We start from the raw sequence: 24,983 nt of genomic DNA, 5'->3' as shown, positions 1-24,983 counted from the left end.
ATTGTGATGGTTTGGTGGATGAAGGGGTCTTAACGACTTATTATGCGGATTCGGACAATGACGGTTTTGGGAATGCTTCGGTGAGCCAACAAGCTTGCAGTCAGCCCACGGGCTATGTAAGCAACAATACGGATTGCGATGACAGCGATGCTTTGGAAAAGCCTGGTCAGGTGTGGTACGCGGACTTGGATAACGATGGATATTCGAGCGGAGCGACCTTGACGCAATGTTTACGTCCAACGAATTACAAAGCCGCGAGCGAGTTGACTTCAACGACAGGAGATTGCAACGATAACAATGCAGCGATTATTAATAGCCTAAGTGCAACGATAAGTTATGCGGGTACACCTTTCTGCAAAACGTTGACAAGCGCAGTAGTCACTTTGACTGGCAGCAGCGGTGGGACATTTAGCTCAACTTCGGGCTTGAGTATTGACGGGACGACGGGCGCAATTAATCCAAGTACATCCACGGCGGGTACTTACACGGTTACGTATTCGATCGCGTCGTCAGGCGGTTGCGCAGGGGTAAATGCGACGACGGTTGTTGCTATTCAAGGCAAACCTACGATTACCCTTAATACGCTCCAACAAACGCTCAACGAAGGCAACAACCCTGTTTTGTGTGACACAGATGCCAATCCTGTTAACGGTTTACAGTTTACGGTTTCGGGTTTGTGTGTTTCTGGTAATCCTGTTTGGCGGGTTCAAGTGGGTAACGGCGCGTGGAGTGCGTGGTCAGCAACTGCCCCAGTTTCCCAATCCTCCAATAACCAACCCCACCGCTACCAAGCGGCCTGCGATGCCAATTGTGCTTCGACTTACTCGGGTGTGATTGAATTGACGATTAATAACCGTGCCACTGTTCCCCAAAATGTGTCGTTGGTGGTAGATGGCGTAACAGTTGCCGTGGGCGAGAGCAAAGAAGTGTGTAGTTTGGTTACAATTCCGCTGACGTTCAATACCAATTGCGCAGCGGGTGAAATCGTACTTTACTCAGTGGATGGTGGTGAATATTCATCGGGTGTGCCAACGGGCTTGGTGGATAATCAGTATCACAATTACCGCATACGTTGTCGTAAATCAGACGGAACGCCTTCTTGCGTAGAATCTGAATCGGGTGTGATGCGGTTAAAATTAGTGACTATTCCAACGACTCCGACGGTGTCGTTGTCATCAACTAGCAGTTGTGATGCGACGGCTAGTTTCAGCGGATTGTCAACTTGTGGAAGTCTGCGGACGGTTTGGTACAATGCCACTACGAATGTGGCCTTGCCCAATTTGCCATCAACCGTTCCAAGTGCCACGACGTCATACTACGCTCGTTGTCAAACAGAAAACGGTTGTGTGAGTGAAAAGAGTAATGTGGTGACCTTTACGCTAACACCAACGCAAGTAGCGCCAGTAATCACGGCTTCGCAAGAGATAGTTTGCACAGGAACGACGGTAACGGTTTCGGCCAACTGTCCTGCGGGAAGCCAGACGTTCTGGAACACGGGCGTAACTGCGTCAAGTTTTCAGGTAGCATTTAATAACGTCACCAAGCAAACGTACTGGGCGAAGTGTCTATTTGAAGGCGGTTGTCAAAGTTCAGAAAGTGTTCGGAAGGATATTTATTGGAATGCTTTTGTGGTGACGTTGATCAACGTAGGTGAAACCAAATCGTCGGTGAAACCTGCGAATGACAAATCGTTGTGGAGTAGCCAATTCATCACGCGCGACGGTGGCCCTGAATTGGAACAAAGTACGCAAGTGAATCCGACGTTATTTTACGTTGAAAACGCCAACAAAATAGCCCCTCGTTACTGGACAATCAACGTAGAAGCCTGTGGACTAAGCACCGATGGTTCGTTAACATTTGATATGTTGGCGACACCAGAAATGGGTGTGATTCGCTCGTTCAACACGCACGAGAACAATGCACCGTACTTCATGTACGCCAACCGCGAAGGCTGGACGGAGCTTTATGCCCAAAACCACCCTGCCTACGGTTTCTACCAAGACAACGGCGCGGGCGGTAACGTCTATGACGCAGGTTTACCGAAAGGTTTGTACAAACTCGGCATTCGTTATTGGGACATGAAGGGTTGGGGCAGTATTTATCCTTCAACGCGCCAGCCGCAAGGGAATGTGTTGGCCTACCAAGAATACTGGTTCAGAATCCAGTCGAAAGATGGGGTAGGCGTAGGCGCAGCGCGGGAAATGGCAACTACTTTGTCAGCCCGACGGTTCGCCGATGCGAGGGATCTAAAATCCACTGATAGCGTTTTTGCGCAAGTGATGCCTAACCCTGTCACCAACACGCTTCGCTTGCAAGTACAAGACAGCAAAGGGCAAGAGGTACAAGCGGAACTTTTGGACGCTACGGGGCGGCGGGTGTTGCGTCGGACGTTTGTAGCAGAAACCCAAAGCCACTTGGAAGAATACGAAATAAGCGATTTACCCAATGGTGCTTATTTCCTAAACGTGCGTTCAGAGTCAAAACAACAGGTACTTAAAGTAGTGAAAATAAAGTAAGTACAATTTCTGTATTTTTGAAAAGGGCAAGACGGCGTCGTTCTTGCCCTTTTTTGTTGTATTTTTAGTGGATTTTTGAACGAATACAATTGGGGCCAAAGGTTAAAATTGCGGAATGAAAGGCTTAATTTTTTGTTATTTATTCTTGATTGGGCTGTTGGCAAATGCCCAAGAAGTGCTTCTTGACCCCAAAAATGACGAAATAGATGCCAGTTCTCGTGTCGGGATTGTAGAAGATAAGTTATCGAGCGAGTCGTTTGAACAAATCCAAGAACGTGTATTTATCCAAAATAAGAGTGAGCATATTTTAATCCCTTTTTCTAATCATACTTTTTGGATAAAATGTAAGTTGAAAAATGCGACGGCCGAACCGCAAAAGTGGGTCGTAAGATGGGAAAACCCGTTGACCGAACGCATTGATTTTTACGTTCAAGAAACGCCAAATGGAAAGTTTTCCCGTTTTGAAAAAGGAAGTTTTCGTGAAAAACATCACAGTTATATCTTTGAAAATACGCCTTCTCTTACGCTTTCTTTTGCACCGCATCAAACCCAGACACTTTACCTCAAAGTAGTTAATAAACGGGGTATTTTTTCGCGCCTTGTGATTTTACCCGTCAATGCCCTCGAACGCACCAAATACAGTTCCATTCAGCGGTGGAGCATACTCGACGGAAGCTTGCTAATTCGGCTTATTTACACCTTTATTTTGGCCTTGTTTGTCATTAAAGACCTGTCGTTTAAGCGTTATTCGGCTTTTATTTTTATTCGTACGTTTTCCTACTGGGGCATGATAGGGGTGCTTGGTGGGTGGCTGACAACCTACCCCTATTGGGCGACTATTGCCAACAACGTAGCCATATTTCTGTCTCCTATTGGCTACACATTTGCCATTCGCTCCGTAGTCGATATTCGTTTGTTTTCGTCGTACGTAGTCTATCTTCTTCGCATTGTTTTGGGCTTAACGGTAGTGTTTGCTTTGTTGATTCTACTTGATTATCAGTGGTATTGGCTAAAAGGGGCGGTGTTTTTAAACCTGGGTAGTCAGTATATGCTGTTGGGGATTATCGCCGTGGCATGTTATCGCCGCTACCGAATCAATTGGTCGTATGGAGTGCCACTTTTACTGGGTGTGGCGAGCTATTCTCTCGTTCTGACGCGCCTATTGGGGGGATTACAATGGGCGGGACTTTTTGAGGTGGCATTGTTATTTTTTGTGCTAGAATTGTTGTTTTTTGGACTTTATTTGGGGCGAATTATTCGGACTTACGAAGAGGAACAGCTTACCATTAAAAAAGAGTTGTACTTTAAAAAAATCCAAACCAATCAGCTCCAAGAACTTGACGAGCTTAAAACCAATTTTTTTGTCAATATCTCGCATGAACTTCGTACTCCATTGACCCTCATTGGTGGATACATGGAAGATTTGCGGCGTCAAAGTCCTCAAAATCAGGTGTATGAAATTGTGAGTCGCAATGCCCAGCGCCTTCTTGTGCTTATCAATCAACTGCTTGATTTGAGCAAACTTGAAGCGGGACAGCTCCAGGTTACGCTCAGGCCACTACGGTTAGATACATACCTAAAAACGCTGCTCAGTGCTTACCAGTCGTTGGCCGAAAGCAAGAAAATTAGATTTACATTTCACCAAAGTCAGGAGGAAGTTGTGGGAGAAGTGGACCAAGATAAACTGGAAAAAATTGTCACAAACCTTCTTTCCAATGCCTTTAAATTTACCGAAGCTGGAAAAAAAGTGGAAGTAGGTGTGGATTATGCCGTGTTGAATAATCGTTTGATTGTTAGGGTAAAAGACGAAGGGGTGGGTATTCCCAATGACAAATTAGCGCAAATTTTTAATCGCTTTTATCAAGTGGAGCGCCCAAATCACGCCAAATACGAAGGGACGGGCGTTGGGCTGGCGTTGGTAAAAGAATTGGTTAATGCCCTGAACGGAACCATACAAGTGCAAAGTAAAGAAGGAGAAGGCTCTACGTTTAGGGTTGAACTTCCCGTTACGTATAGGGATGATGTTTCTATCGACGCGGAGCACCCACAATCGCCATTGGAGTGGTCTAGTGTTGAAAATAAAATAGCAAAAACAAGCTCCAAGCGTGACGTAGATTTGCGCCTGCTGGTAGTGGATGACAACGCCGATATTCGCCAATACATTCGGTCGATTTTTGAGAAAGATTATTGGGTTGTGGAGGCTGAAAACGGAAAAATAGGCATTGAAAAAGCCTTTGAAATGACCCCAGACATCATTGTCAGCGATTTGATGATGCCCGAAATGGACGGCTTTGAGTTTTGTAAACGGCTTAAATCGGACGATAAAACGAGCCATATTCCCATCATTATGCTATCAGCCAAGGCCAATCCCGAAAGTAGAATTGAAAGTTGGGAATTAGGCGCCGACGATTATTTGTTGAAGCCGTTTCAATCGGAAGAAGTGCGGGTGCGGGTTCAAACGTTATTGGAAAAACAAGCCCGCCTGAGAACGTATTTTAGCGCGGTGGTTGGAGTAGAAAAGCCTACAACGGAAACCGAGGAAGCCTCAAAAGAACGAGGTTTTTTACTTAAACTTTACTCACTTGTAGAACAACGAATGAGTGATTCCGAGTTTACGGCCGAGCTCTGTGCCAAAGAAATGGGAATGAGTCAAAGTCAGCTGCTAAGAAAACTGAAAGCGCTGACCAACCAGACTATCAACGAATATATCCGCGATTTTCGTTTGCAGCGGGCGGCGAGGTTAATTGCCCAAAACGAAGCAACAGTTTCGGAAATAGTATATGAAGTAGGGTTTACGAATCTGTCTTATTTTACCAAAATGTTTAAAGAAAAATACGGAAAACTTCCCAGTGAGTTTTTGACCCAGGAAGGGTAAGTAAGATAGCTTTTTAGGAAGTATGTAAGGCAAAAAGGCCATTTTGGGCCTTTTTAAAGCCAAATGCTGAATATGTGTTAATAAATGCCGAATATGTGTTAAGCCTGTTTTTTAGAAAAAATATACTTTTACTCGCAAATTGAAACATATGAAAAACTTTGTACAAAAAAGCACCATTTTGGGATGGATAGTGCTCTTCATTTTGGAAATAGGAAGCGTGGTTGCGTCTCCTGTAAAAGCATCAAAAGTCAATACGCTGGAATTAACAGCTCCCAACACCAACCCTACTATTTCAGGGGTATTGATTAGTCGCCAGCAGGGCAGTGCCGAAACAGTATCGACGATTGCCAATGTTGATGATGCCGAGACCGCAAAAGGAAGCTTGACCGTAACGGCTACAAGCGTTCCAGCTGGTATTTCGGTATCGAACATCACCAACACAAATGGGGTCATCAACGCGGCAGTATCGGTGGGATGTTATACCAATATTGGAGAAAATACGGTAGAATTGACCGTCACAGATGGGGATGGAGGTACTGCTACCGCGAACTTTACGGTCAATATCACCGCAAATACGCCCCCGACGTTGAGTTATTCCAATAGTACTGTTAATGTAGCAGGTTCAACAACGATAACTCCTGCCACAGGCCCCACTGACAATGGCGAGTATGGGGGGATGTCAATTGAAGGCAAAGGGGCTTTTACGGGGAACATTTCAATTGACCCCATAACAGCGGCGCTTTCGGTGAGCAACGCCGCTCCCTTAGGCACACACACCATCGTAGTGGGCATATATGACAATTGCGAAGAATATACCGAAACAAGTTTTACTTTAACGGTCGAAGGCTGTGCGTCCACCCTAACGGCAGGAGCCGTGACTAACCCAACGACCTGCACAAGTCCAGTGGGAAGCATTGCTTTTACGACCAATCTGTCGGATGGTGATTATACGTTAAACTTTACGTCAAGTGCGGGAGCAACCACAAGTCCCCAACCTGTGAAAGTGGCGGGTGGCGCTTTTTCGCTAGGAGGGTTATTGGCGGGTACGTACAGCAACTTTTCGATTACCTCATTGGGTTGTACAGCCTCAGCTATGTCATCTAAAGTCATTACAGCCCAAACCCCTCCTACGGCGACTTTGGCGGGGGGAAGTGAGGTTTGCCAACAAAGTTCGGCGCCACTACTGACCTTTACCGCCACCAATGGTAGCGCACCTTATCGTTTTGGTTATCGCATCAATGGTGGAAATGTGTTGTACCTTGAAAGTACGAGTGCCGTTGCCACACTCGCTCCTTCTACGCAGGTGGCAGGAGTGTTTACCTATACATTAGAATCGGTCTCAGACGGAAATGGGTGTAGCCAACTTCAAAGTGGTAGTGCGAAAGTGACGGTAAACTATCGTGCTTCTGTTCCCCAAAACGTGTCTTTGTCGGTGGATGGCGTCAATGTGGCGGTGGGTGAAACCAAAGAAGTATGTAGCTTGGCGGGCGCTCCGTTGACATTTAATGCAACCTGTGTTGTGGGAGAAATAGCGCTACATTCGGTGGATGGGGGTGAATATAGTGCAGGCAGTCCCGTAGCCTTGGTTGACAATCAGTTTCATAATTACCGCGTGCGTTGCCGAAAATCTGACGGAACTCCTTCCTGTATAGAGAGCGAGTCGGGGGTGATGCGTCTAAAATTAGTAGCCATTCCTTCGGCTCCTACGGTCAGTTTGTCGCCAGAACGAAGCTGTAACCCCGCTGCAAGTTTTAGTGGACAATCGACTTGCGGAAGTTTACGGACGATTTGGTACAATGCCACTACGAACGTGGCTTTGCCCAATTTGCCATCAACCGTTCCAAGTCAGACAACCTCTTACTACGCCCGTTGTCAGACGGATAATGGCTGCGTGAGCGAAAAGAGCAATGTCGTAACGTTTACGCTCATTCCCACGCACGTAGCCCCCGTGGTTAGTGCGAGTCAGGAGATTGTATGTACAGGAACAACGGTGAAAGTTTCGGCCAACTGCCCCGCAGGAAGTACCACATTTTGGAACACAGGCGTAACCACGCCAAGTTTTGAGGTGTCGTTCAACAACATAACCAAACAAACCTACTGGGCGAAGTGCCTTTTTGAAGGTGGTTGTCAGAGTGCGGAGAGTATTCACAAAAACATCTATTGGGATGCGTTTGTAGTGACATTAATCAATGTAGGCCAAAGCAAGTCGGCTACTAAGCCAACCAACAACCGCAGTGAGTGGGAATTGCAGTTTTTAACCCGCGACGGTGGCCCCGACTTGGTAGCGAGTACGCAGCAAAATCCAACTTTATATTTTGTCGAAAACCCCAACAAAACGGCCCCACGTTATTGGACGGTCAACGCCGACGCTTGTGCATTAGGCACGGAAGGTTCTTTGACTTTTGACCTGTCAACGACACCCGAAACAGGCGTCATTCAGTCGTATAACACCCACGAAAATACCGCGCCGTATTTTATGTATGCCAACCGCGAGGGCTGGACGGAATTGTATTCCCCCAACCACCCAGCTTTTGGTTTTTACCTAGACAATGGGGCAGGAGGCAATGTATATGATGCAGGATTGCCCAAAGGACTGTATAAATTGAGCGTTCGCTACTGGGATCAAAAAGGGCTTGGCCTTTATCCCGCAACGCGCAAACCGCAAGGAAATGTCTTGGCCTACCACGAATACTGGTTCAGAATCCAGTCGAAAGATGGGGTAGGTGTGGGAGCTGCGAGGGAAATGGCAACAAATTTGTCATCCCAGAGGGATCTAAAATCCACTGATAACGTTTTTGCACAAGTTATGCCTAACCCTGTCACTAATGTTCTTCGCCTTCAAGTGCCAAACAGCAAAGAGCAAGTTGTGCAAACTACGTTGTTGGATGCTGCGGGCCGTCAAGTGCTAAGTCGGACGTTTGTGCCCGAAACCAACACGCACCAAGAGGAGTTTGGGGTAAGTGAGCTACCGACAGGTATGTATTTCATGAAGGTGACAACGCCTGAGAAAAGTGCTTTGTTGAAAGTAGTGAAATTGTAGCGCTCTTAGATGATAACAAAGCCCTCGACTAACTTGCTGAGGGCTTTGTTATTGGCTTGTGGATTGATGGCTAATCAATCAATTTAAGTAGGATTTTATTCAAAAAAGCAGAATGAAATACCAAAATGATAAATAATTTTGCAGTAATGGTATTTGATTTTGTTTTCTTAGACTAAAATGTTGTTATTGTTCTTGGTTTCATGAAAAACTATACATAAACAACTCAACTAGTCTTGTATGCAACATATTTTCTTCCAAAAAGTGCAAGTTTTCTTGCCTAAACTGTTTTTTTTAGTCCTTTTTACTTGTATATCTTGGGCTATACAAGCTCAAAATGAAATACAAACGGCTACTCAGTATCTCACTGAAAATGCTACAAAACACAAGCTATTAAAGCAAGATATTGACAGAATGACCGTGTCGAGTGCCTATTTATCGCCTACGACTGGTTGGTATCATATCTATTTTAACCAAACCTTTGAATCGGTTGAGATTTATAATAGTTTGTTGAGTTTGGTTGTTAAGGATGGACAAGTCCAACATACGACGGGCAGTTTTGTTCCTAACATAGAAGCATTGGTTAACCAAGCTCCAATTTCAGTATCTCCGATACAAGCGTTGCAGAAGGCAGCCTTAGAGGCCAATTTACCTATAAATACCCCAATCCAAATCAGGGAAATTAGTAATACGCCACTTGCTGATGGTACGCCAGGGAAAGTAGTCTATCAAGCTGAAAGTATTTCAGACGAGAACATTGTCGTAAAAAAATACTGGCTTCCCTACGAAGTACTTGAAGATGGAAAACCACGTATAAAGGTAGCGTTAACGTGGAATGTGCAGTTTTTGACCAAAGACCAGCAGAATGGTTGGAGCATGCACATTGATGCTCATACAGGCGAAATCATCCGAAAAGTAGATGAAGTGATTCACTGTAGTTTTGGGATGGTACATCGCTCGGGTGCTCCTCACGATTGTTCTTTAGAACACGGATCTTCTGTAGGAACCAATGCTGTTCTTGCTCCCAAAGCAACACTGGCACCTGATAATACCTATAATGTTTTTGATTACCCATTAGAGGCACCTACTTTTGGAGGCCGAAGCCTTGTAGCTGCTCCATACAACAAGTTTGTACCTTCAGGAACTGGCCCTGGCGCAACCAATGGTTGGCACTTTGATGGAACTACAAATTATACAACAACCAGAGGGAATAACGTATGGGCCCAAGAGGATGCTAACAATAATGATGGTACTGGATATAGTCCAACATCATCTACATTAGATTTTGACTATCCTTATACACAAGGACTAAGTACAGCAGCCGTTAACAGAGATGCCGCTATTACCAATTTATTTTATTGGAATAACCTTATTCACGATGTTCTTTGGAAGTATGGTTTTGACGAACCTAGTGGTAACTTCCAAAATACCAACCAAGGGCGAGGTGGGGTCGGAAATGATTATGTTTTTGCCGACGCGCAAGATGGAGGAGGAACCAACAATGCCAACTTTTTTACGCCTATTGACGGAATGAATGGCCGAATGCAGATGTACCTGTGGACTAATGCGGGAAGTTATCAGCCAGATGGAGACTTTGATAATGGAATCATTGCCCACGAGTATGGACATGGATGGTCAAATCGTCTTACGGGAGGACCCAATAATTCGTATTGCCTTCAAAATGCAGAGCAAGGAGGAGAAGGCTGGAGTGATTATTTAACGTTGATGCTGACGACCGACTGGGCATCACTAACACCGACTGAAGCAAGCGGAAACATTCCCCGTGGTATTGGTACCTACGCTCTTAAACAAGCTACAAACGGAGCAGGTATTCGTCCTTATCGATATGCCTACTTTAACCAAAATTCCAATACAATCAACAGCGCTGTAACATACGCAGGCGTGGGTAATAGTGCCACATTTCCTATACCTCACGGTATTGGCTCGATTTGGGCCACCATGCTTTGGGATATGACGTGGGAGATTATCCTCCAAGATGCTCAAATAGTGAACAATATTTATTCGACGCCATCCAATATAATGGATATGAAAGGGAATATTGCTGCGCTTAAATTGGTAAATGAAGGATTGCGTTTACAGCCTTGTAGCCCTAGTTTTGTGCAAGCGCGTGATGCTATTCTGGCTGCCGATGGGCTATTGTTTGGCGGGCGTTATCGCTGTGCGATTGGGAGAGCATTTGCACGTCGTGGCTTAGGTGCATTGGCTTCTACGGGTGTATCTACCAACGACCGAGCCGTGACTGAAGATTTTACACCAATCTCAGGAGCATCACTAAATTCCCCCGTTGCACTTAATGTTTGTTCTAATCAAGCGTTTAATTATACCGCCACCACCGCCACAAGTGGAACTACATTTAACTGGACACGTGCTGCGGTGGCTGGCATTAGCAATACTGCTGGGTCAGGTAGTTCTGCGGCTGTGAGTGAAACCTTGGTCAACACCACTTCCTTGCCAGTAACGGTCACTTATCGTTATGCATTAACTCCCACGACTTGTCCAGGCAATGTTATTACCCAAGATGTGAATGTGATAGTGACTCCTTCTGTAGCGGCGACAGTACCTGCTTACAGTGTTTGCCAAAATGCGTCTGTTCCATCAGGAGAAGGATTAGCTAGTCCTGCTGTTTTAATCAATAGCGTTAGCGGTGTACTTTCTATAACGGATACCTATGTGAGAAGCAAGGGCGAAAATACGACAGTATATTCTGCTGAGGTAGGGGTGCAGTCCCACTATAAAACGATTACTTTTGTCGCACCTAATACCGAGGCAGTCACCTTTGAGGTTACTTCGGCAGCGCTTTACCGAAGTGATACCTATCTATCATTGTATGAGGGGTCATTTAATCCTGCGTCTCCTGCTACTAATTTTCTACGAGGAGATGATGATATCAATTTTAATGGAGGAAATTTACGGTCACAATTTACGCATACCCTCACTGCTGGAACTACGTACGTATTAGTAGTTGCTGCGTGGTATGACTTGGATGCGGGAGTATTTACATTACAGTCAACACCAGCTGTATTTTCTACAGGGCCTACTCAGTGGTATTTGAACGCTTCAGGGGGGGCACCATTGGCAACAGGAAATGTTTTTAATCCAGTAGGTGTGTCGGGTTCTGGAATTGTCAACACTGCGAGTGCAGGCGTCACAACTTTTTATGCTGCGAGTCCGTTGTTTCCAGAATGTCGAACACCAGTAACATTTACGATTACTCCAACGCACAGCATAACGTTAACGTCGGTAGCTTCAACTGAAACCCAAGCAGTTTGTATTAATACAGCTATTACTCCCATTACATATTCGTTGGGAGGTGGCGCGACAAACGCCACTGTAACGGGTTTACCTAGCGGAGTTACATATTCAGTGAATGCAGGTGTATTGACGATAAGCGGCTCACCTACCACGGCAGTAGGCAGTCCATTTAATTATAATATTACTACCACAGGCAATACATGTACGGTAGCTACTGAGTCGGGGACTATTACGGTCGGAAACGCTCAAACAATTACCCTTACCTCTCCTAGTGCGACGGAGGCTCAGACGTTATGTGTAAATACGGCCATTACCTCAATCGTATATACACTTGGGGGAGGAGCTACGGGAGCTACTGTTGTCGGCTTGCCGTTAGGTGTGACAAGCACTGTCAATGCGGGGGTACTTACAATTAGTGGTTCGCCTACTACGGCTACTGGTAGCCCATTTGGCTACACTATTACTACTACTGGTAGTGTTTGTACACCTACCACCAAAACGGGTACATTAACAGTAAATGCAGCCCATAGCATTGTATTAACTTCTTCTCCAACGACAGAAATGCAGATTGCTTGTATTAATTCTGCTATTGTTCCGATAACGTATGTCTTGAGTGGAGGTGCAACAGGCGCTACAGTGACAGGGCTGCCAACAGGTGTCACGAGTGCAATCAACGGAGGGGGTCTTACAATTTCAGGTGCGCCTACGACAATTGCAGGTAACCCATTTAGTTATTCTATCACCACCACGGGTAATGCTTGTACAACTGCTAGTGAATCGGGGACTATTGCTGTTCAGACTAAGCCAGTATTAACGCTCTCAGTACTTCAACAAACCTTAAACGAAGGCAATAGCCAAATAATCTGTGACATAGATGCTAATCCTATAAATAGTTTACAGTTTAACGTTTCGGGTACTTGTGGTTCTGGGGCGCCTATTTGGCGTGTTCAAGTAGGTAGTGGTGCATGGAGTGCTTGGTCGGCGACAGCACCAGTTTCCCAATCCTCCAATAACCAACTCCACCGCTACCAAGCAGCATGTGATGCTAATTGTCCAACGACTTATACTGGTGCAATTGAGTTGCAGATTAACTACCGTTCGTCGGTACCACAGTCCGTATCTATGGTGGCGGATGGTGTGACCGTTGCTGCTGGTGAGACAAAAGATGTATGTAATGTAGAAGGAAATGAACTGACATTTAATGCCACATGCGCCGCTGGGGAGGTTTTAATTTACTCAGTTGATGGGGGGGAGTATGGTACAACAGTCCCAGTCCAATTGGTTGATGGCCAATACCACAATTACCGTGTACGTTGCCGCAAATCAGATGGAACAAGTTCGTGCGTAGAAACGGAGTCAGGAGTAATGAGACTACGATTAATTATGAATTCAATGACACCCGTAGTTAGTTTGAATGTGACGAATGGTTGTGGTAACTCAGTAGCATTTACAGGTACTACAAACTGCGGAGCAATGACGTCTATCTGGTACAATGCAACGACGAATACTGCATTGCCTAGCCTTCCATCACAAACGCCAAGTGAAACAGCCTCCTACTATGTTCGCTGTCAAGCTGATGGTGGTTGTTTGAGCGGGAAAAGTAATGTAGTAACTTATACGGTATCGCCTGTTAATACTCCGCCAGTAGTCATGGTGAGCTCGGATGTAGCATGTACAGGAACAGAAGTGACGATATCAACTAACTGCCCTGCAGGAACCAGTGCACTTTGGAATACTGGTGTCACAGAGCCGAGCTTTAAAGTAGCGTTTGCCAATATAACTAAACAAAGTTATTCTGTTCGATGTGTATCATCGAATGGTTGCCAAAGTGGTGTGAGTGCGACCAAAGATGTTTATTGGAAAGCTTATGTTGTGACGTTAATTAATATCGGGGAGTCAAAATCATCGGTAAAAGCCAACGACCGTGCTGCTTGGGTTAGCCAGTTCATCACACGAGATGGTGGCTCTGAGTTGGAACAAAGTACCCAACAAAATCCGACGCTATTTTTTACAGAAAATGTTAACAAGATAGCCCCACGTTATTGGACAATTAACGTAGATGCTTGTGCGTTGGGCACAGATGGTTCGTTAACGTTTGATATGCTGGCTACCCCTGAGACGGGTCTTCCACGCTCATTCAACACGCATGAGAACAATGCTCCGTACTTTATGTACGCCAACCGCGAGGGTTGGACGGAATTGTACGCGCAAAACCACCCCGCCTATGGTTTCTACGAAAACAATGGCGCAGGAGGTAATGTTTATGATGCAGGGTTGCCCAAAGGTTTATATAAATTGGGCGTTCGCTACTGGGATCAAAAAGGTTGGGGCAGTATTTATCCATCTACTCGTAAGCCACAAGGCAACGTGCTGGCCTACCAAGAATACTGGTTCAGAATCCAGTCAAAAGATGGGGTAGGTGTGGGAGCTGCGAGAGAAATGGCAACAAATTTGTCATCCCAGAGGGATCTAAAATCCACTGATAACGTTTTTGCACAAGTTATGCCTAACCCTGTCACCAATATCCTCCGTCTCCAAGTCCCCGATAGCAAAGCGCAAGTTGTGCAAACTACGTTGTTGGATGCTGCGGGCCGTCAAGTGCTAAGTCGGACGTTTGTGCCCGAAACCAACACGCACCAAGAGGAGTTTGGAGTAAGTGAATTGCCGACGGGAATGTATTTTATGAAGGTGACAACGCCTGAGAAAAGTGCTTTGTTGAAAGTGGTGAAATTGTAGCGCTCTTAGATGATAATAAAGCCCTCGAGTAACTTGTTGAGGGCTTTGTTATTGGCTTAAAGACTACTTTTCCACCAACGTAACAATGCTTTTTTCTTTGATTATCAATGGTTTTGAAGAAATAGATGTTGGGTGAAGGTCTTCGCTTTCGGAAGTCGTAAATGCTTCCCAGCGGGTTCGTTTTTTGGAAGTTACGTTAGGTTGTATAGCGACTGGAATATCACTCGCATTGACAAGTACGGTTACCAATCGCCCATCGGTATTTTTATAAGATGATACGTACAACGCTTGGTTGGTTTGGCTTAACGTCACATCTACTCGAACGGCTCCTGGACGGATAAATCGGCTGTAATTCCCCAACGCCCACAGCATTTTGGAAGGCTGAAAATGGCCATCAGTTTTGTTTTTGTCGATGTAAATCAAGCCATCTTTGTAATTGTAGGGTGAAATGGCCAGCCACCAATGCCAGGCCGTCGCGTTGGCATGGGTCAGGTCGTTGTGAATCAATTTTGCCACGTACAACGCAGGATTCATGCCAAGGTCTTTTCCTGAGCCATTAATTTCGCCACCGTTGTCCCCTAAAATGCAATATTCCGACATCCAGTAGCGTAACGCTTGCTGCTTGTTCAGTTCGGTTATTACTTGTTTACGAACGTTGACCGCCTTGTCATAGGGCGAAGATGTAAAGTAGCTATGCCCCGAAATAGCCCGCGTCAGTTGTGACAAATCGCCAAGATAATCGGGAGAGTTTTTGTCAAAAAATGCCTGAATTTGATTGCCTTTGCCTGCCCGACCGTGCTCAGAATATAAAAATTCAAGTTGACCTGCTTCCGCAACGTTGATTTGGGTCGATAACTTAGCGTTTACCAAGGCTTTGTTTAAGGCACGAGAAATACCCGCTATCTGCTGGTTGTAAAAGGGTGTTCCTTCTTGGCCTCCATCGCTCCAATCCCACTGTGGTTCGTTGACAGGGCTGATGTAGTTGAAACTTACCCCCGTTTTGGCTTGAATTCCTTTTAAGCTTTGGGCCATAAAATCCGCAAAATCGTCGTATCGTTCGGGGCTAAGGTTAGGGGTTTTATTGGTAGCAAAACCTTTGCCATTGGTTGTCAATGAAACGGGAGGACTGTTGGGGAAAGCCAAAAAATAAGACACGCCTCGCTGTTTAGCTGCTTCTAAAAACCAGCGTTGCCCCGCCTGTTTGTCCCAATCGTAGGTGCCATCGGGTCGTAAAAAAGACTCAGCCCGCCGCCATTCGTCTTTGATTCCGCTGTTGGCGCCTTGTTCGGTTGTTCCAGCCCCAAGGTTGAAGCGCCAAAGCGAAAGCCCAATGCCTTTTGGCTGTCCGTTGGGCGACATTTCTCGGCTAAATAGCAAATCGGCGATGGCATTGCGTTTGGCATCGGGCCACTGTCCTACAAACTGACAAGACCAGGCATCGGATGCCCCAAAATGCTCGATGGTTTGGTACGTAACACTGGGATTTATGACGATTTGAACAGCCAAATCCAGGGGTTTTTCTTTTTGGCCATAACTCGTTAGCCAGCAAAACAAAGCAAGTACATACAGAATAGGTTTCATATCCCTATAAGTAGGAAGAAGTAAGTTTTTACCGCTAAGTAGAGTCTCCTCAATATTTCTGGCAAATTAAATTTTTATCAGGTTAAACGTATTAAAAAAGTAGCCTCAGGGAGGCTAAATCTTAGTAGAAAAAGAGGGGTGAAGGCCCCCCAAAAGCCCCATCGGGGTGACATCTTTCACCGAGCGTCGGCCGCCCCGATGGGGCTTTGATGCATTTTTCTACGAAGATTTAGCTCCTCTGGAGCAATGAACAGCCACTCTATATTTTAATGAGTTTAACCTGGATTTTTACAGAAAACGAAGCCCATTCAATCCAGTTGAGTATGCACCTGCTTCTGCTTCCTTTTTAAAGAAATCTGTTCATAATATGTTTCAAAAACCCCTCACACCCTTTTTTAAAAAGAGTTCTTATTGGCTATTTTTTGCCATTTCCTTGAGCCAATGGAATGTTTTTGCCCAAACTTCATACACAACTGATGCCAAAACACTGGCCAAAGGGCAGCAACTTTTTCAGGCTAATTGCTCCACTTGTCATAATTTCCTTCAAAAAGGAATAGGGCCAAGTTTGGAACGAGCCACCACCGAATTACCCGCCGATTGGCTGAAAAAAGTCGTTCACAATGCCCCCGAAGTGCTTGCCAGTGGAGATGCTCGCCTAACCAAGCTTTTTGAAGAATACAAACAAGTGATGCCTCCTTTCACGCAACTCAAAGGAGGGGAAATTGAAGCTATTTTGGCTTTTATTCATAAAAATCAAAAACAACTAGCCCGCGACAAAGAAGCGGTAGGAGCAGTGTTAGATCCACTGCCCGAAAAGATTAAAAAGAAAGGTTGGCAAATGCAACTTCGCTACCTCTCAACCGCTCCTGCCACAGGCCCCAAAGCACCATTGGCACGTATCAATAAAATGCTTGTTTTGAAAGGCCAGAAAGACCGCGTTTTTGTTTCGGACTTACAAGGAATTTTATACGAACTGGTTAATAATCAGTGGAATGTTGCGTTAGATATTCGTAAAGAGCGGCCTCAGTTTATTTCGTCTCCTGGGCTAGCTACGGGCTTGGGAAGTTTTGCTTTTCATCCTGATTTTTCCCAAAATGGTCTGTTATACACCACGCACACCGAAAAAGCAAACAGCGCTTTGGCCGATTTTCGTTATGCTGATTCCATCAAAGTTACTTTGCAATGGGTGGTTACGGAGTGGAAAATCGCCAATTCGGGCACGATTCCTTTTTCGGTAAAAGGGCGTGAGTTGTTTCGTATTAACATGGTTTCGCCCATTCACGGAATGCAAGAGATTACTTTTAACCCGCTTGCCAAAGCAGGGGATAAAGAATATGGTTTGATGTACATCGGGATTGGTGACGGCGGCGCTTCTGAAAATGGTTTTCCTCACATTTGTAATAGTACCAACGGAGCGTGGAGTTCGGTGTTGCGCATCGACCCGCTCGGAAAAAATAGCCGAAATGGTCGTTATGGTATTCCTGAAAGTAACCCATTTGCCAATGCCACCTCACCAACTACCGTCAAGGAAGTATTTTGCCGAGGGTTTCGCAATCCCAACCGTATCACGTGGAGTCCTGATGGAAAAATGCTCATTACTGACATTGGACAAACCAACATCGAAGAGTTGAACCTTGGAAAAGCAGGGGCAGATTACGGCTGGCCCGACCGCGAAGGTACGTTCGTGATTAATCCGCGCGGACGAATGGACAAAGTGTTTCGGTTGCCTGCCAACGAACCTGCTCAAAGATATACCTATCCCATCATGCAGTACGACCACGACGAAGGGAAAGCCATTGGGGGAGGGTTTGTATATCAGGGCAAAGCTAATCCTGATTTACAAGGCAAATACGTGTTTACGGACATCAATAATGGACGGGTGTTTTTGGCAGAAAACGCCCAGTTTGCCCAAGGGAAAAGTGCTCATATTCAAGAAATTGAGCTGTTGATTGACGGCCGACTCGCCGACTTTTTTCAACTGCTTTCTCCCGCCAAGCCTGACCCACACATTGGGGTTGGTTTAGACAACGAAATGTATGTTTTTACCAAAGCCGACGGGAAACTTTATCAAGTAGTAGGCTTCTCGCGCAAGGCCAAATAATAAAAATGGGGTGTCTCAACAGTAATAGGTTACAAAATATTCGCTGGTTTTAACCTCATCCCAACCCTTCTCCTTTCTGGAGAAGGGTTTTAAAAGTCCCCATCTCCAGAAAGGAGAGGGGGATTTAGGGGGTGAGGTTGAACAGAGGCCGAAGATAATTTGGTGATACTAGGCTTTTGAGACAGCCCCATTCGTACCCCATCACTTTATCTTCTTTATTTTTTGGTCGCAAATGGAAACGTAACGGGGTACAAAATAGCCCCGTCAAACTCCCGAATATAGGTCGAAAACTGCTTTTTACCTTCTTTTAATTCAATGATGCGAGCGCCATTTTTGGTGCGTAAATAGGTGTTTTCACTTCCTGAGAAACAACCGTACGTCAAGGCGATTCCGTAATACTCTACCAAATAGTCGTTTACGTGGTCGTGCCCTACAAACGTCCCTAACACGTCTCCCGATTGTACCATTGCCGCAAACATCCCCGAATTGATACTGGGCGGACACTCATTTTCGTAACGGACACCACGGCGACGATTTTTGATGTTATCAAACGCCATTCGGTATTCGGGCAACGGAATATGAAAAAAGGCCAAAGCGGGCAGGGTATCTTTCTGGGTTTCTTTGAACTTGGCACTGGTTTTTTGAAACCAATCAACTTGATTATGATTAAACCAGCCGTAGCCATCCACTTTCTTTATTTTTGAATAAGCGTGCGAATCCATCGCGTAAAGAATCGCCGCGTTGGCTCCCGATTTTCCCTTGACAGTAATCGCTGCATTCAAGTAACCATCTACCCCTGGAATCGACGGGATTTTATTCAAAAGATAAGGTTTTGTGGCTACGTAAGCAGCTACTTCAGCTCGCTTCATTTCGCTTTCGTCATCGTGATTTCCCAACGTAACGATGTAAGGTATCTTGCGCGAAATCACAACTTCCAGCACTTCGTCCCATCCTTGTTTGGTAGGAGCGCTGACCACCACGTCGCCCGTAAAAACCACCAAATCAGGCTTTTGCTCGTCGAGCGTGGTGCGCATCATCGAAATGGATTTTTTGGAAGGTTCTGCCCCCGCTTTGTAGTGCAAATCGGTAAATTGTACAATGCGGAAAGTGCTGTCGGAGCGGAATTTTAATTCTTGGGCCTGAACGGCAGAGATGATAAATAAAAGAACGGCAGACAGGGAAATAAATCTGTTTTTCATATAAATGGTTAAGTTAGACAAGAAATTACGAATGTGGATTTAATACGTTTTAAAAGTGAAAGTGTCCTATTGAGCACGTTTTTATTTGTGCCAAAAATAAAACAAGGGAAATTAAGGGAATGTTATCAATTAGCCGTACTATCTTTACTCTCATTAATGAAGTTGTTTCATCAAACCGTCATTCCTCTTGAATTTCACCGACGAGATTATAGACGCCCTGTCTATTGATTGCCTTATTTTTGGATTTAAGGATGCCCAACTTTCCATTCTTTTGGTCAAACACGGAATCGGTCCGACTTTGGGTCAATGGGCTTTGCCAGGAAGTTGGATAAAATACAATGAAAGTATCGACGAGGCCGCAGGCCGAATCTTATCGTCGCAGACTTCCGTGGAGAATATCTATTTAGAGCAATTTAAAACCTTTGGAGAGGTTCGTCGATTTCCAACCCGAAGGGTCATAACAATTTGCTATTATGCTTTAGTCAATATCGAAAAATTTGAGCTTCATCCAGGTCCCACCGAAGCTGATGTGTCTTGGTTTAACATCCAAGAAGTACCGACCATGCCTTTTGACCACAACAGAATTTTTGAAGATTGCCTCGCTTTTTTGAAACATAAAATCCAGCACGAACCCATCGGATTCAATTTGCTCCCCACAAAATTTACGCTTTTACAATTGCTCGAACTCTACGAGGCGATTCTAGGACAAAAACTAGATAAATCGAATTTTAGAAAGAAATTTCTGAAAATGAACCTATTGGTGGACACCCAAGAACGCCAACAAGACGTATCGCACCGCGCCGCCACCTTGTATCGGTTCGACGAAAATGTGTATAATAAACTCCTAGAAAAAGGATTTACGTTTGAAGTATAGCCCTTGGTCAGACGATAGTCAGACCGAAAACCTTGCGGGCATATCGTCTGACTACCGTCTGACTTAGTACACGGTCAGACGGTAGTCAGACCGAAAACCAAACTCTTGAGAACCACCGTGTTTGACTGTTGAGTCATCGTCAGACGATGTAGGGTTCAATCGGTTGAATTTTTCCCTCGGCATCGTAAAAAATCTCCGTCATTTTGATGCTTCGGAGGTGCGTAACGCCTTCTGAGAGGCTCGAATCATGGTAAAAAAGATACCATTTTCCTGCTACTTCACAAATCGAGTGGTGCGTTGTCCATCCAACTACGGGCTGAAGAATTTGGCCTTGGTACGTAAAAGGTCCGTAAGGCGAATCACCCGTAGCATAGCAGATGTAGTGCGAATCGCCCGTCGAATACGAGAAATAATACTTGCCATTGTAGCGGTGTAGCCAAGGCGCTTCAAAAAAGCGACGGTCATTGTCGCCAGCCAACAACAAATTTCCTGCTTCATCTAAAATTTGAACATCGAGCGGGCTTTCGGCCAATTCCAATAAATCATCGGTTAGCTTGGCAATTTTTGGACAAAGTGCCGTTTCGTGGGCTAATGGTTCTTGATTTTGAGCGTCATAGACGTTGTCGCGGTACTTTTGTAATTGTCCTCCCCAAATCCCCCCAAAGTACAAATAATAACTTCCATCGGTGTCTTCAAATACCGCAGGGTCAATGCTGTAACTGCCTTTTATTGGTGATTTTTCGGCCACAAAAGGTCCCGTCGGAGAGTTTGAAATGGCCACCCCAATTTGAAAAATTCCTTCGTGGTTTTTGGCAGGGAAAAAAAGGTAATAGCGTCCGTCTTTGTGCGCGGCATCGGGCGCCCACAACTGCCGTTCTGCCCACGGAACATCGTTTACGTGCAGCGCCACCCCGTGGTCAACCACTTCACTATTCACTGATTCCATCGAAAAAACGTGGTAATCTTCCATGCCAAAATGGTCGCCGTTGTCATTAAACGGAATGCCCGCGTCGATGTCGTGGGAAGGATAAATGTAAATTTTCCCGTCAAAAACGTGTGCGGATGGGTCGGCCGTAAACAAATGCGAAACCAACGGTTGCGAAATTGCTCGTTCGTTAAGTTTCTCAAAATCAATGTGCTCGATGCTATCTTCTGGCATTTTTTTATTTTTTATTAATTGCTATAATCAACCTTTGTCACTTCGACGAAACTTTTGTCACTTCGACGAAGGAGAAGTCTATTTTCGGAGAAGCCCAACACCTCACCGCTGACGTTTTTCCTTCAAATCAGCCTCAATTTGCACTTCCATTGTTTTGTTAATTTCGTACCAAAACAACAAAGCGACGCTTACGAGAAAAATCAATCCAGGGTAAATACTCACGGCCATTTTAATACCATTGACAGCACCTGCCGTTTGTTTGGTTTGTTCGGCTACATATCCATAATTTGATAAAATTCCTGCCCCGATTGATCCCCCAATACTGAGTCCCGCTTTCAGGCCAAAAATCATGGCAGAAAAGATAATAGCGGTAGCGCGGCGGTTGTTTTTCCATTCTGAATAATCCGCAACGTCGGCAATCATGGCCCAAAGCAACGGAATGGTCACGCCGTAGGTAAAGCCGTGGAGGATTTGAGTGAAAAAAACGAGGCCAATGCTGTCTTTGGAATAAAAATTAAACATCAATAAACACAGCGCCGACAGCGCCAAGAAGATTCCGAAGATGTTTCTTTTTCCAAAACGGTCGGCCAGTGGTTTAGAGAACATGATTCCGACAATCATAAAAATAATTCCACCCGCATTAAAAACGCTGTTGGCCGAGGTGGGGGCATCTTCGGGCCACTCAAACTTCCCTAAGCCTAAACCCGTGATGGTGGCATTTAAGCCCCGAATAAAGTCGTTAAAACCAATGGAATCGAGGTAAGCTGCTTGGGCAGCGTGGTCGAGGTAGTAGTTAAAATAATAAATGTACATACCGCCTTTGAGGGCTAAGGTGACAAAAATGAGAATGGTCACCAAGAGCATAATAACCCAAGGCTTGTTCTTAATAAGGTCAGTCAAATCTTGCTTAATGGAATTTTTCTCTTCAACGGGCGGTACTATACGCTCTTTGGTAGTTAAAAAAGTAATCCAAAAACAAATCACGCCTACAATGGCAAAAAAGAGCATCACTTTTTCAAACCCAACGGCTTTGTTTCCGTGCCCCAACGACAGCGCCAAAGGAAGAAGTAGCGATTGGATGATAAATTGGGCAACCATCACGGCCACAAAACGATAGGACGAAAGGCTATTTCGCTCTTTCATGTCGCCCGTAATGACGCCACTCAGTGCCGAATACGGCAAGTTATTGGCCGAATACACAATCACGAGTAGGAGGTAGGTGGTGAGGGCGTAAATAACCTTGCCCGTGTCACCAAAATTGGGTGTAGAGAAAGCCAACAAAGAAATGATTCCAAAAGGTAAGGAAGTCCAGATAATCCAAGGGCGAAATTTCCCCCAGCGCGTGTTGGTACGGTCAGCAATGAGGCCCATCAAGACATTAAAAAATGCCCCCAACAAACCTCCCACAAAAATGATGATACTGGCCGTACCCGCAGGGATTTTGTAAACATCGGTGTAGAAATACGCCAAAAAGGTCATTAAAGTCTGAAAAATGAGATTGGCAGCCAAATCTCCGAGACTGTAACCGATTTTTTCAATGACCGAAAGTTGCTGATTACTGGAATTCATTGGTAGTGTCCGTTAAAGGTTAATTGGAAGCATAAGTGGGGTTATGGTATTTTTTACTATAATATATTGGTAATTTTTTTTAGCCTCAAAAAAATAAATTACAACTTATTGTAAAAATTACCATAAGATAATAAAACTTTATTACTTTTGTTAGACTATTCACAAAAAATCTTTGTTTGGTTATATTAGCTCGATTTCACTATGACTTCTTCAGTTCAAGACCATGTTCTATGGAAATCATATCGAGAAGGCGATAAGCAGGCGCTTGGCATGATTGTCGAGCGTTATTATCGTACGTTGCGGCGCTATGGTCTAAAGTTTATGATTGATGAAGCGGCGGTCGAGGATTGTATTCAGGATTTATTTTTGCAACTGTGGCAAAATCGGCTTCAAATCAATGACACCTGTTCGGTCAAACATTATCTGCTGAAATCGTTGCGGAGCCACATTATTCAGTTTTTACGGATTGAAAAACATTTTACCCACCAAGAACCCGATTGGGACACGGCTTTGCCAAAAGAAATAGATGTTGAAACGCTTCTTATTCAGGAAGAAGTGGCTTTGTTTCAAATCAATGAACTCAAAAGACAATTAGATACGCTCCCCGCCCGCGAACGCGAAGCGCTATATTTAAAGTACTACGAAAACCTGTCGGTGGCAGAAATTGCCGAAACGATGAATGTCAACCGTCAGTCGGTTTCTAATTTTCTACAAAAAGCACTGACCAAATTGCGTAGCCGTTGGTTGGTTGCTCCCCTTTATTGGCTCATTTGTCTTTTCCTCTAAAAAAATTTAACCTTCATTAGGGTATCTCGTTTGGGTATCTTCATACTATCATTAAAAATAGTAGAAAAGTACCAAATGAAATCATTTCCCAATCCCCATTCTGTTACCGAGCTGCTCGACGATGAGGTCTTCCAACGATGGATGAAGGAGAGACGTCGGGAAGACCGTTGGTTTTGGGAAGAATGGCTTCAAGTGTATCCCGAAAAAAGAGATTTGTACGAACAGGCCGTTGCAGCTTTCTTACTGATTGAAGGTAAAGAGGATAATCTCACAGACGACGAAGTTGCCCTAAAGGCAGACCAAATTTTGGCCTCAATTCCCGATGAATCTTTGGATAATATCAAACCATTACTGGGCTGGACCTGGGTACGCTGGGTAGCGGCGGCGATTGTTATTGGACTAGCCACTTGGTACCAATTCCTGCCTAAGCCGCAAGAGGTTACCTTAACGTCCAGAAGTGAAGAAAAGGCATTGGAGGAAGGAAAGTGGACGTTGGTAAATAATACGAGTCAGCAGCCAATGGTGGTTTTATTGCCCGATAATTCGTCGGTCGTATTGTCGCAGGGAAGTAGTGTTCGTTTTCGGAAAGTAATAAGTAAAACCAAACGAGAAGTGTTTTTGCAAGGCGAAGGCTTTTTTGAAGTAGCCAAAGATGCCCAAAAACCATTTTTTGTTTATACCAATAGTCTCACTACCAAAGTATTGGGGACGAGTTTTCAAGTGCGTTCTTTTGAAGGAGAAACCGTGGCGTTGGTAAAAGTAAAATCGGGGAAAGTGGCGGTTACGTCGGTAGCAGCACCCAATAAACCAACTTATCTGATTGAACACCAAGAACTCAGTATTGTCACCAAAACCAATGAAGTCATTCAAAAAACGAGCGATAATGTAGCCGAAAACCCCGCAGCCATCGTCAATCAACAGTTTACGTATGAGTTTGCGCCCGTTTCGGAAATTTTTAGCCAATTGCAAGAAGCATATCACCTTCCGATTCAGTACGACCACGAAAAACTACGATCATGTACGTTTACGGGGCAACTTAATGATGTACCATTTCTTGAAAAAATCCGATTAATCTGTCTTACCATTGAAGCAACCTATGAAGTCGTTGATGATAAAGTGACTATTCACAGCCAAGGCTGTAATTAGTTGTTGTTCTTTCTTTAACCTATCTATTAAAACGTATGAGTTAGATTCTATCACTTTCCTTTTCCCCAAAAAAGAAAAGCGATAGTGCTCCCAACACTATCGCTAGTACTACTCTGAAATGTGTTTACCAG

At 44.8% G+C, this 24,983-nt stretch carries 12 protein-coding genes; 8 read left to right on the top strand and 4 right to left on the bottom strand.

The window, feature by feature from the left end:
* From K339_RS0106640 to K339_RS36490, 4 genes are all read left to right on the top strand, one after another.
* On the top strand, nucleotides 1-2,516 hold a 2,516-nt coding region (locus K339_RS0106640), incomplete at its 5' end, for a T9SS type A sorting domain-containing protein (protein WP_028522914.1).
* Nucleotides 2,517-2,631: 115 nt separating this feature from the next.
* A complete protein-coding gene (locus K339_RS35795) occupies nucleotides 2,632-5,391 on the top strand; it encodes an ATP-binding protein (protein WP_051397844.1) in 2,760 nt (919 codons plus the stop codon).
* A 148-nt stretch (nucleotides 5,392-5,539) separates the two neighbouring features.
* Entirely contained in the window at nucleotides 5,540-8,431 is a 2,892-nt protein-coding gene (locus K339_RS0106630; RefSeq protein ID WP_028522913.1) for a T9SS type A sorting domain-containing protein, read from the top strand.
* Nucleotides 8,432-8,668: 237 nt separating this feature from the next.
* Entirely contained in the window at nucleotides 8,669-14,437 is a 5,769-nt protein-coding gene (locus K339_RS36490; protein ID WP_084332126.1) for a M36 family metallopeptidase, read from the top strand.
* 63 nt (nucleotides 14,438-14,500) lie between these two features.
* Here K339_RS36490 and K339_RS0106620 read toward each other — a convergent pair whose 3' ends face one another.
* Entirely contained in the window at nucleotides 14,501-16,018 is a 1,518-nt protein-coding gene (locus tag K339_RS0106620) for a glycoside hydrolase (protein ID WP_028522912.1), read from the bottom strand.
* A 367-nt stretch (nucleotides 16,019-16,385) separates the two neighbouring features.
* Here K339_RS0106620 and K339_RS32755 point away from each other — a divergent pair, with 367 nt between their 5' ends.
* Entirely contained in the window at nucleotides 16,386-18,119 is a 1,734-nt protein-coding gene (locus K339_RS32755; protein ID WP_037299431.1) for a PQQ-dependent sugar dehydrogenase, read from the top strand.
* Between the two features lie 215 nt (nucleotides 18,120-18,334).
* Here the strand turns inward: K339_RS32755 and K339_RS0106610 are convergent, their stop codons facing one another.
* The gene (locus K339_RS0106610; RefSeq protein WP_028522911.1) at nucleotides 18,335-19,318 is read right to left on the bottom strand and encodes a metallophosphoesterase family protein; all 984 of its coding nucleotides are present in this window, start codon (nucleotides 19,316-19,318) and stop codon (nucleotides 18,335-18,337) included.
* Nucleotides 19,319-19,505: 187 nt separating this feature from the next.
* Between K339_RS0106610 and K339_RS0106605 the strand changes: the two genes are divergently transcribed.
* Complete coding sequence (locus K339_RS0106605; protein WP_028522910.1) at nucleotides 19,506-20,192, top strand: NUDIX hydrolase; 687 nt, start codon at nucleotides 19,506-19,508, stop codon at nucleotides 20,190-20,192.
* 139 nt (nucleotides 20,193-20,331) lie between these two features.
* On the opposite strand, the gene K339_RS0106600 is transcribed toward K339_RS0106605, so the two are convergent.
* The gene (locus tag K339_RS0106600; protein ID WP_028522909.1) at nucleotides 20,332-21,351 is read right to left on the bottom strand and encodes a glycoside hydrolase family 43 protein; all 1,020 of its coding nucleotides are present in this window, start codon (nucleotides 21,349-21,351) and stop codon (nucleotides 20,332-20,334) included.
* Between the two features lie 102 nt (nucleotides 21,352-21,453).
* Nucleotides 21,454-22,920 carry an MFS transporter gene (locus K339_RS0106595; protein ID WP_028522908.1) on the bottom strand — a complete coding sequence of 489 codons (1,467 nt, stop codon included), beginning with the start codon at nucleotides 22,918-22,920 and terminating at the stop codon, nucleotides 21,454-21,456.
* A 201-nt stretch (nucleotides 22,921-23,121) separates the two neighbouring features.
* Here K339_RS0106595 and K339_RS0106590 point away from each other — a divergent pair, with 201 nt between their 5' ends.
* Together K339_RS0106590 and K339_RS0106585 are read left to right on the top strand one after the other, a co-directional pair.
* The gene (locus tag K339_RS0106590) at nucleotides 23,122-23,706 is read left to right on the top strand and encodes an RNA polymerase sigma factor (protein ID WP_028522907.1); all 585 of its coding nucleotides are present in this window, start codon (nucleotides 23,122-23,124) and stop codon (nucleotides 23,704-23,706) included.
* A gap of 75 nt (nucleotides 23,707-23,781) precedes the next feature.
* Complete coding sequence (locus tag K339_RS0106585; protein ID WP_028522906.1) at nucleotides 23,782-24,852, top strand: FecR family protein; 1,071 nt, start codon at nucleotides 23,782-23,784, stop codon at nucleotides 24,850-24,852.
* Nucleotides 24,853-24,983 lie beyond the last annotated feature (131 nt).

This window comes from Runella limosa DSM 17973 (assembly GCF_000482465.1).
GTDB classification, from domain to species: domain Bacteria; phylum Bacteroidota; class Bacteroidia; order Cytophagales; family Spirosomataceae; genus Runella; species Runella limosa.
The sequence above is the reverse complement of the archived record's forward strand: the minus strand, read 5'-3'. Positions and strand labels throughout refer to the sequence as shown.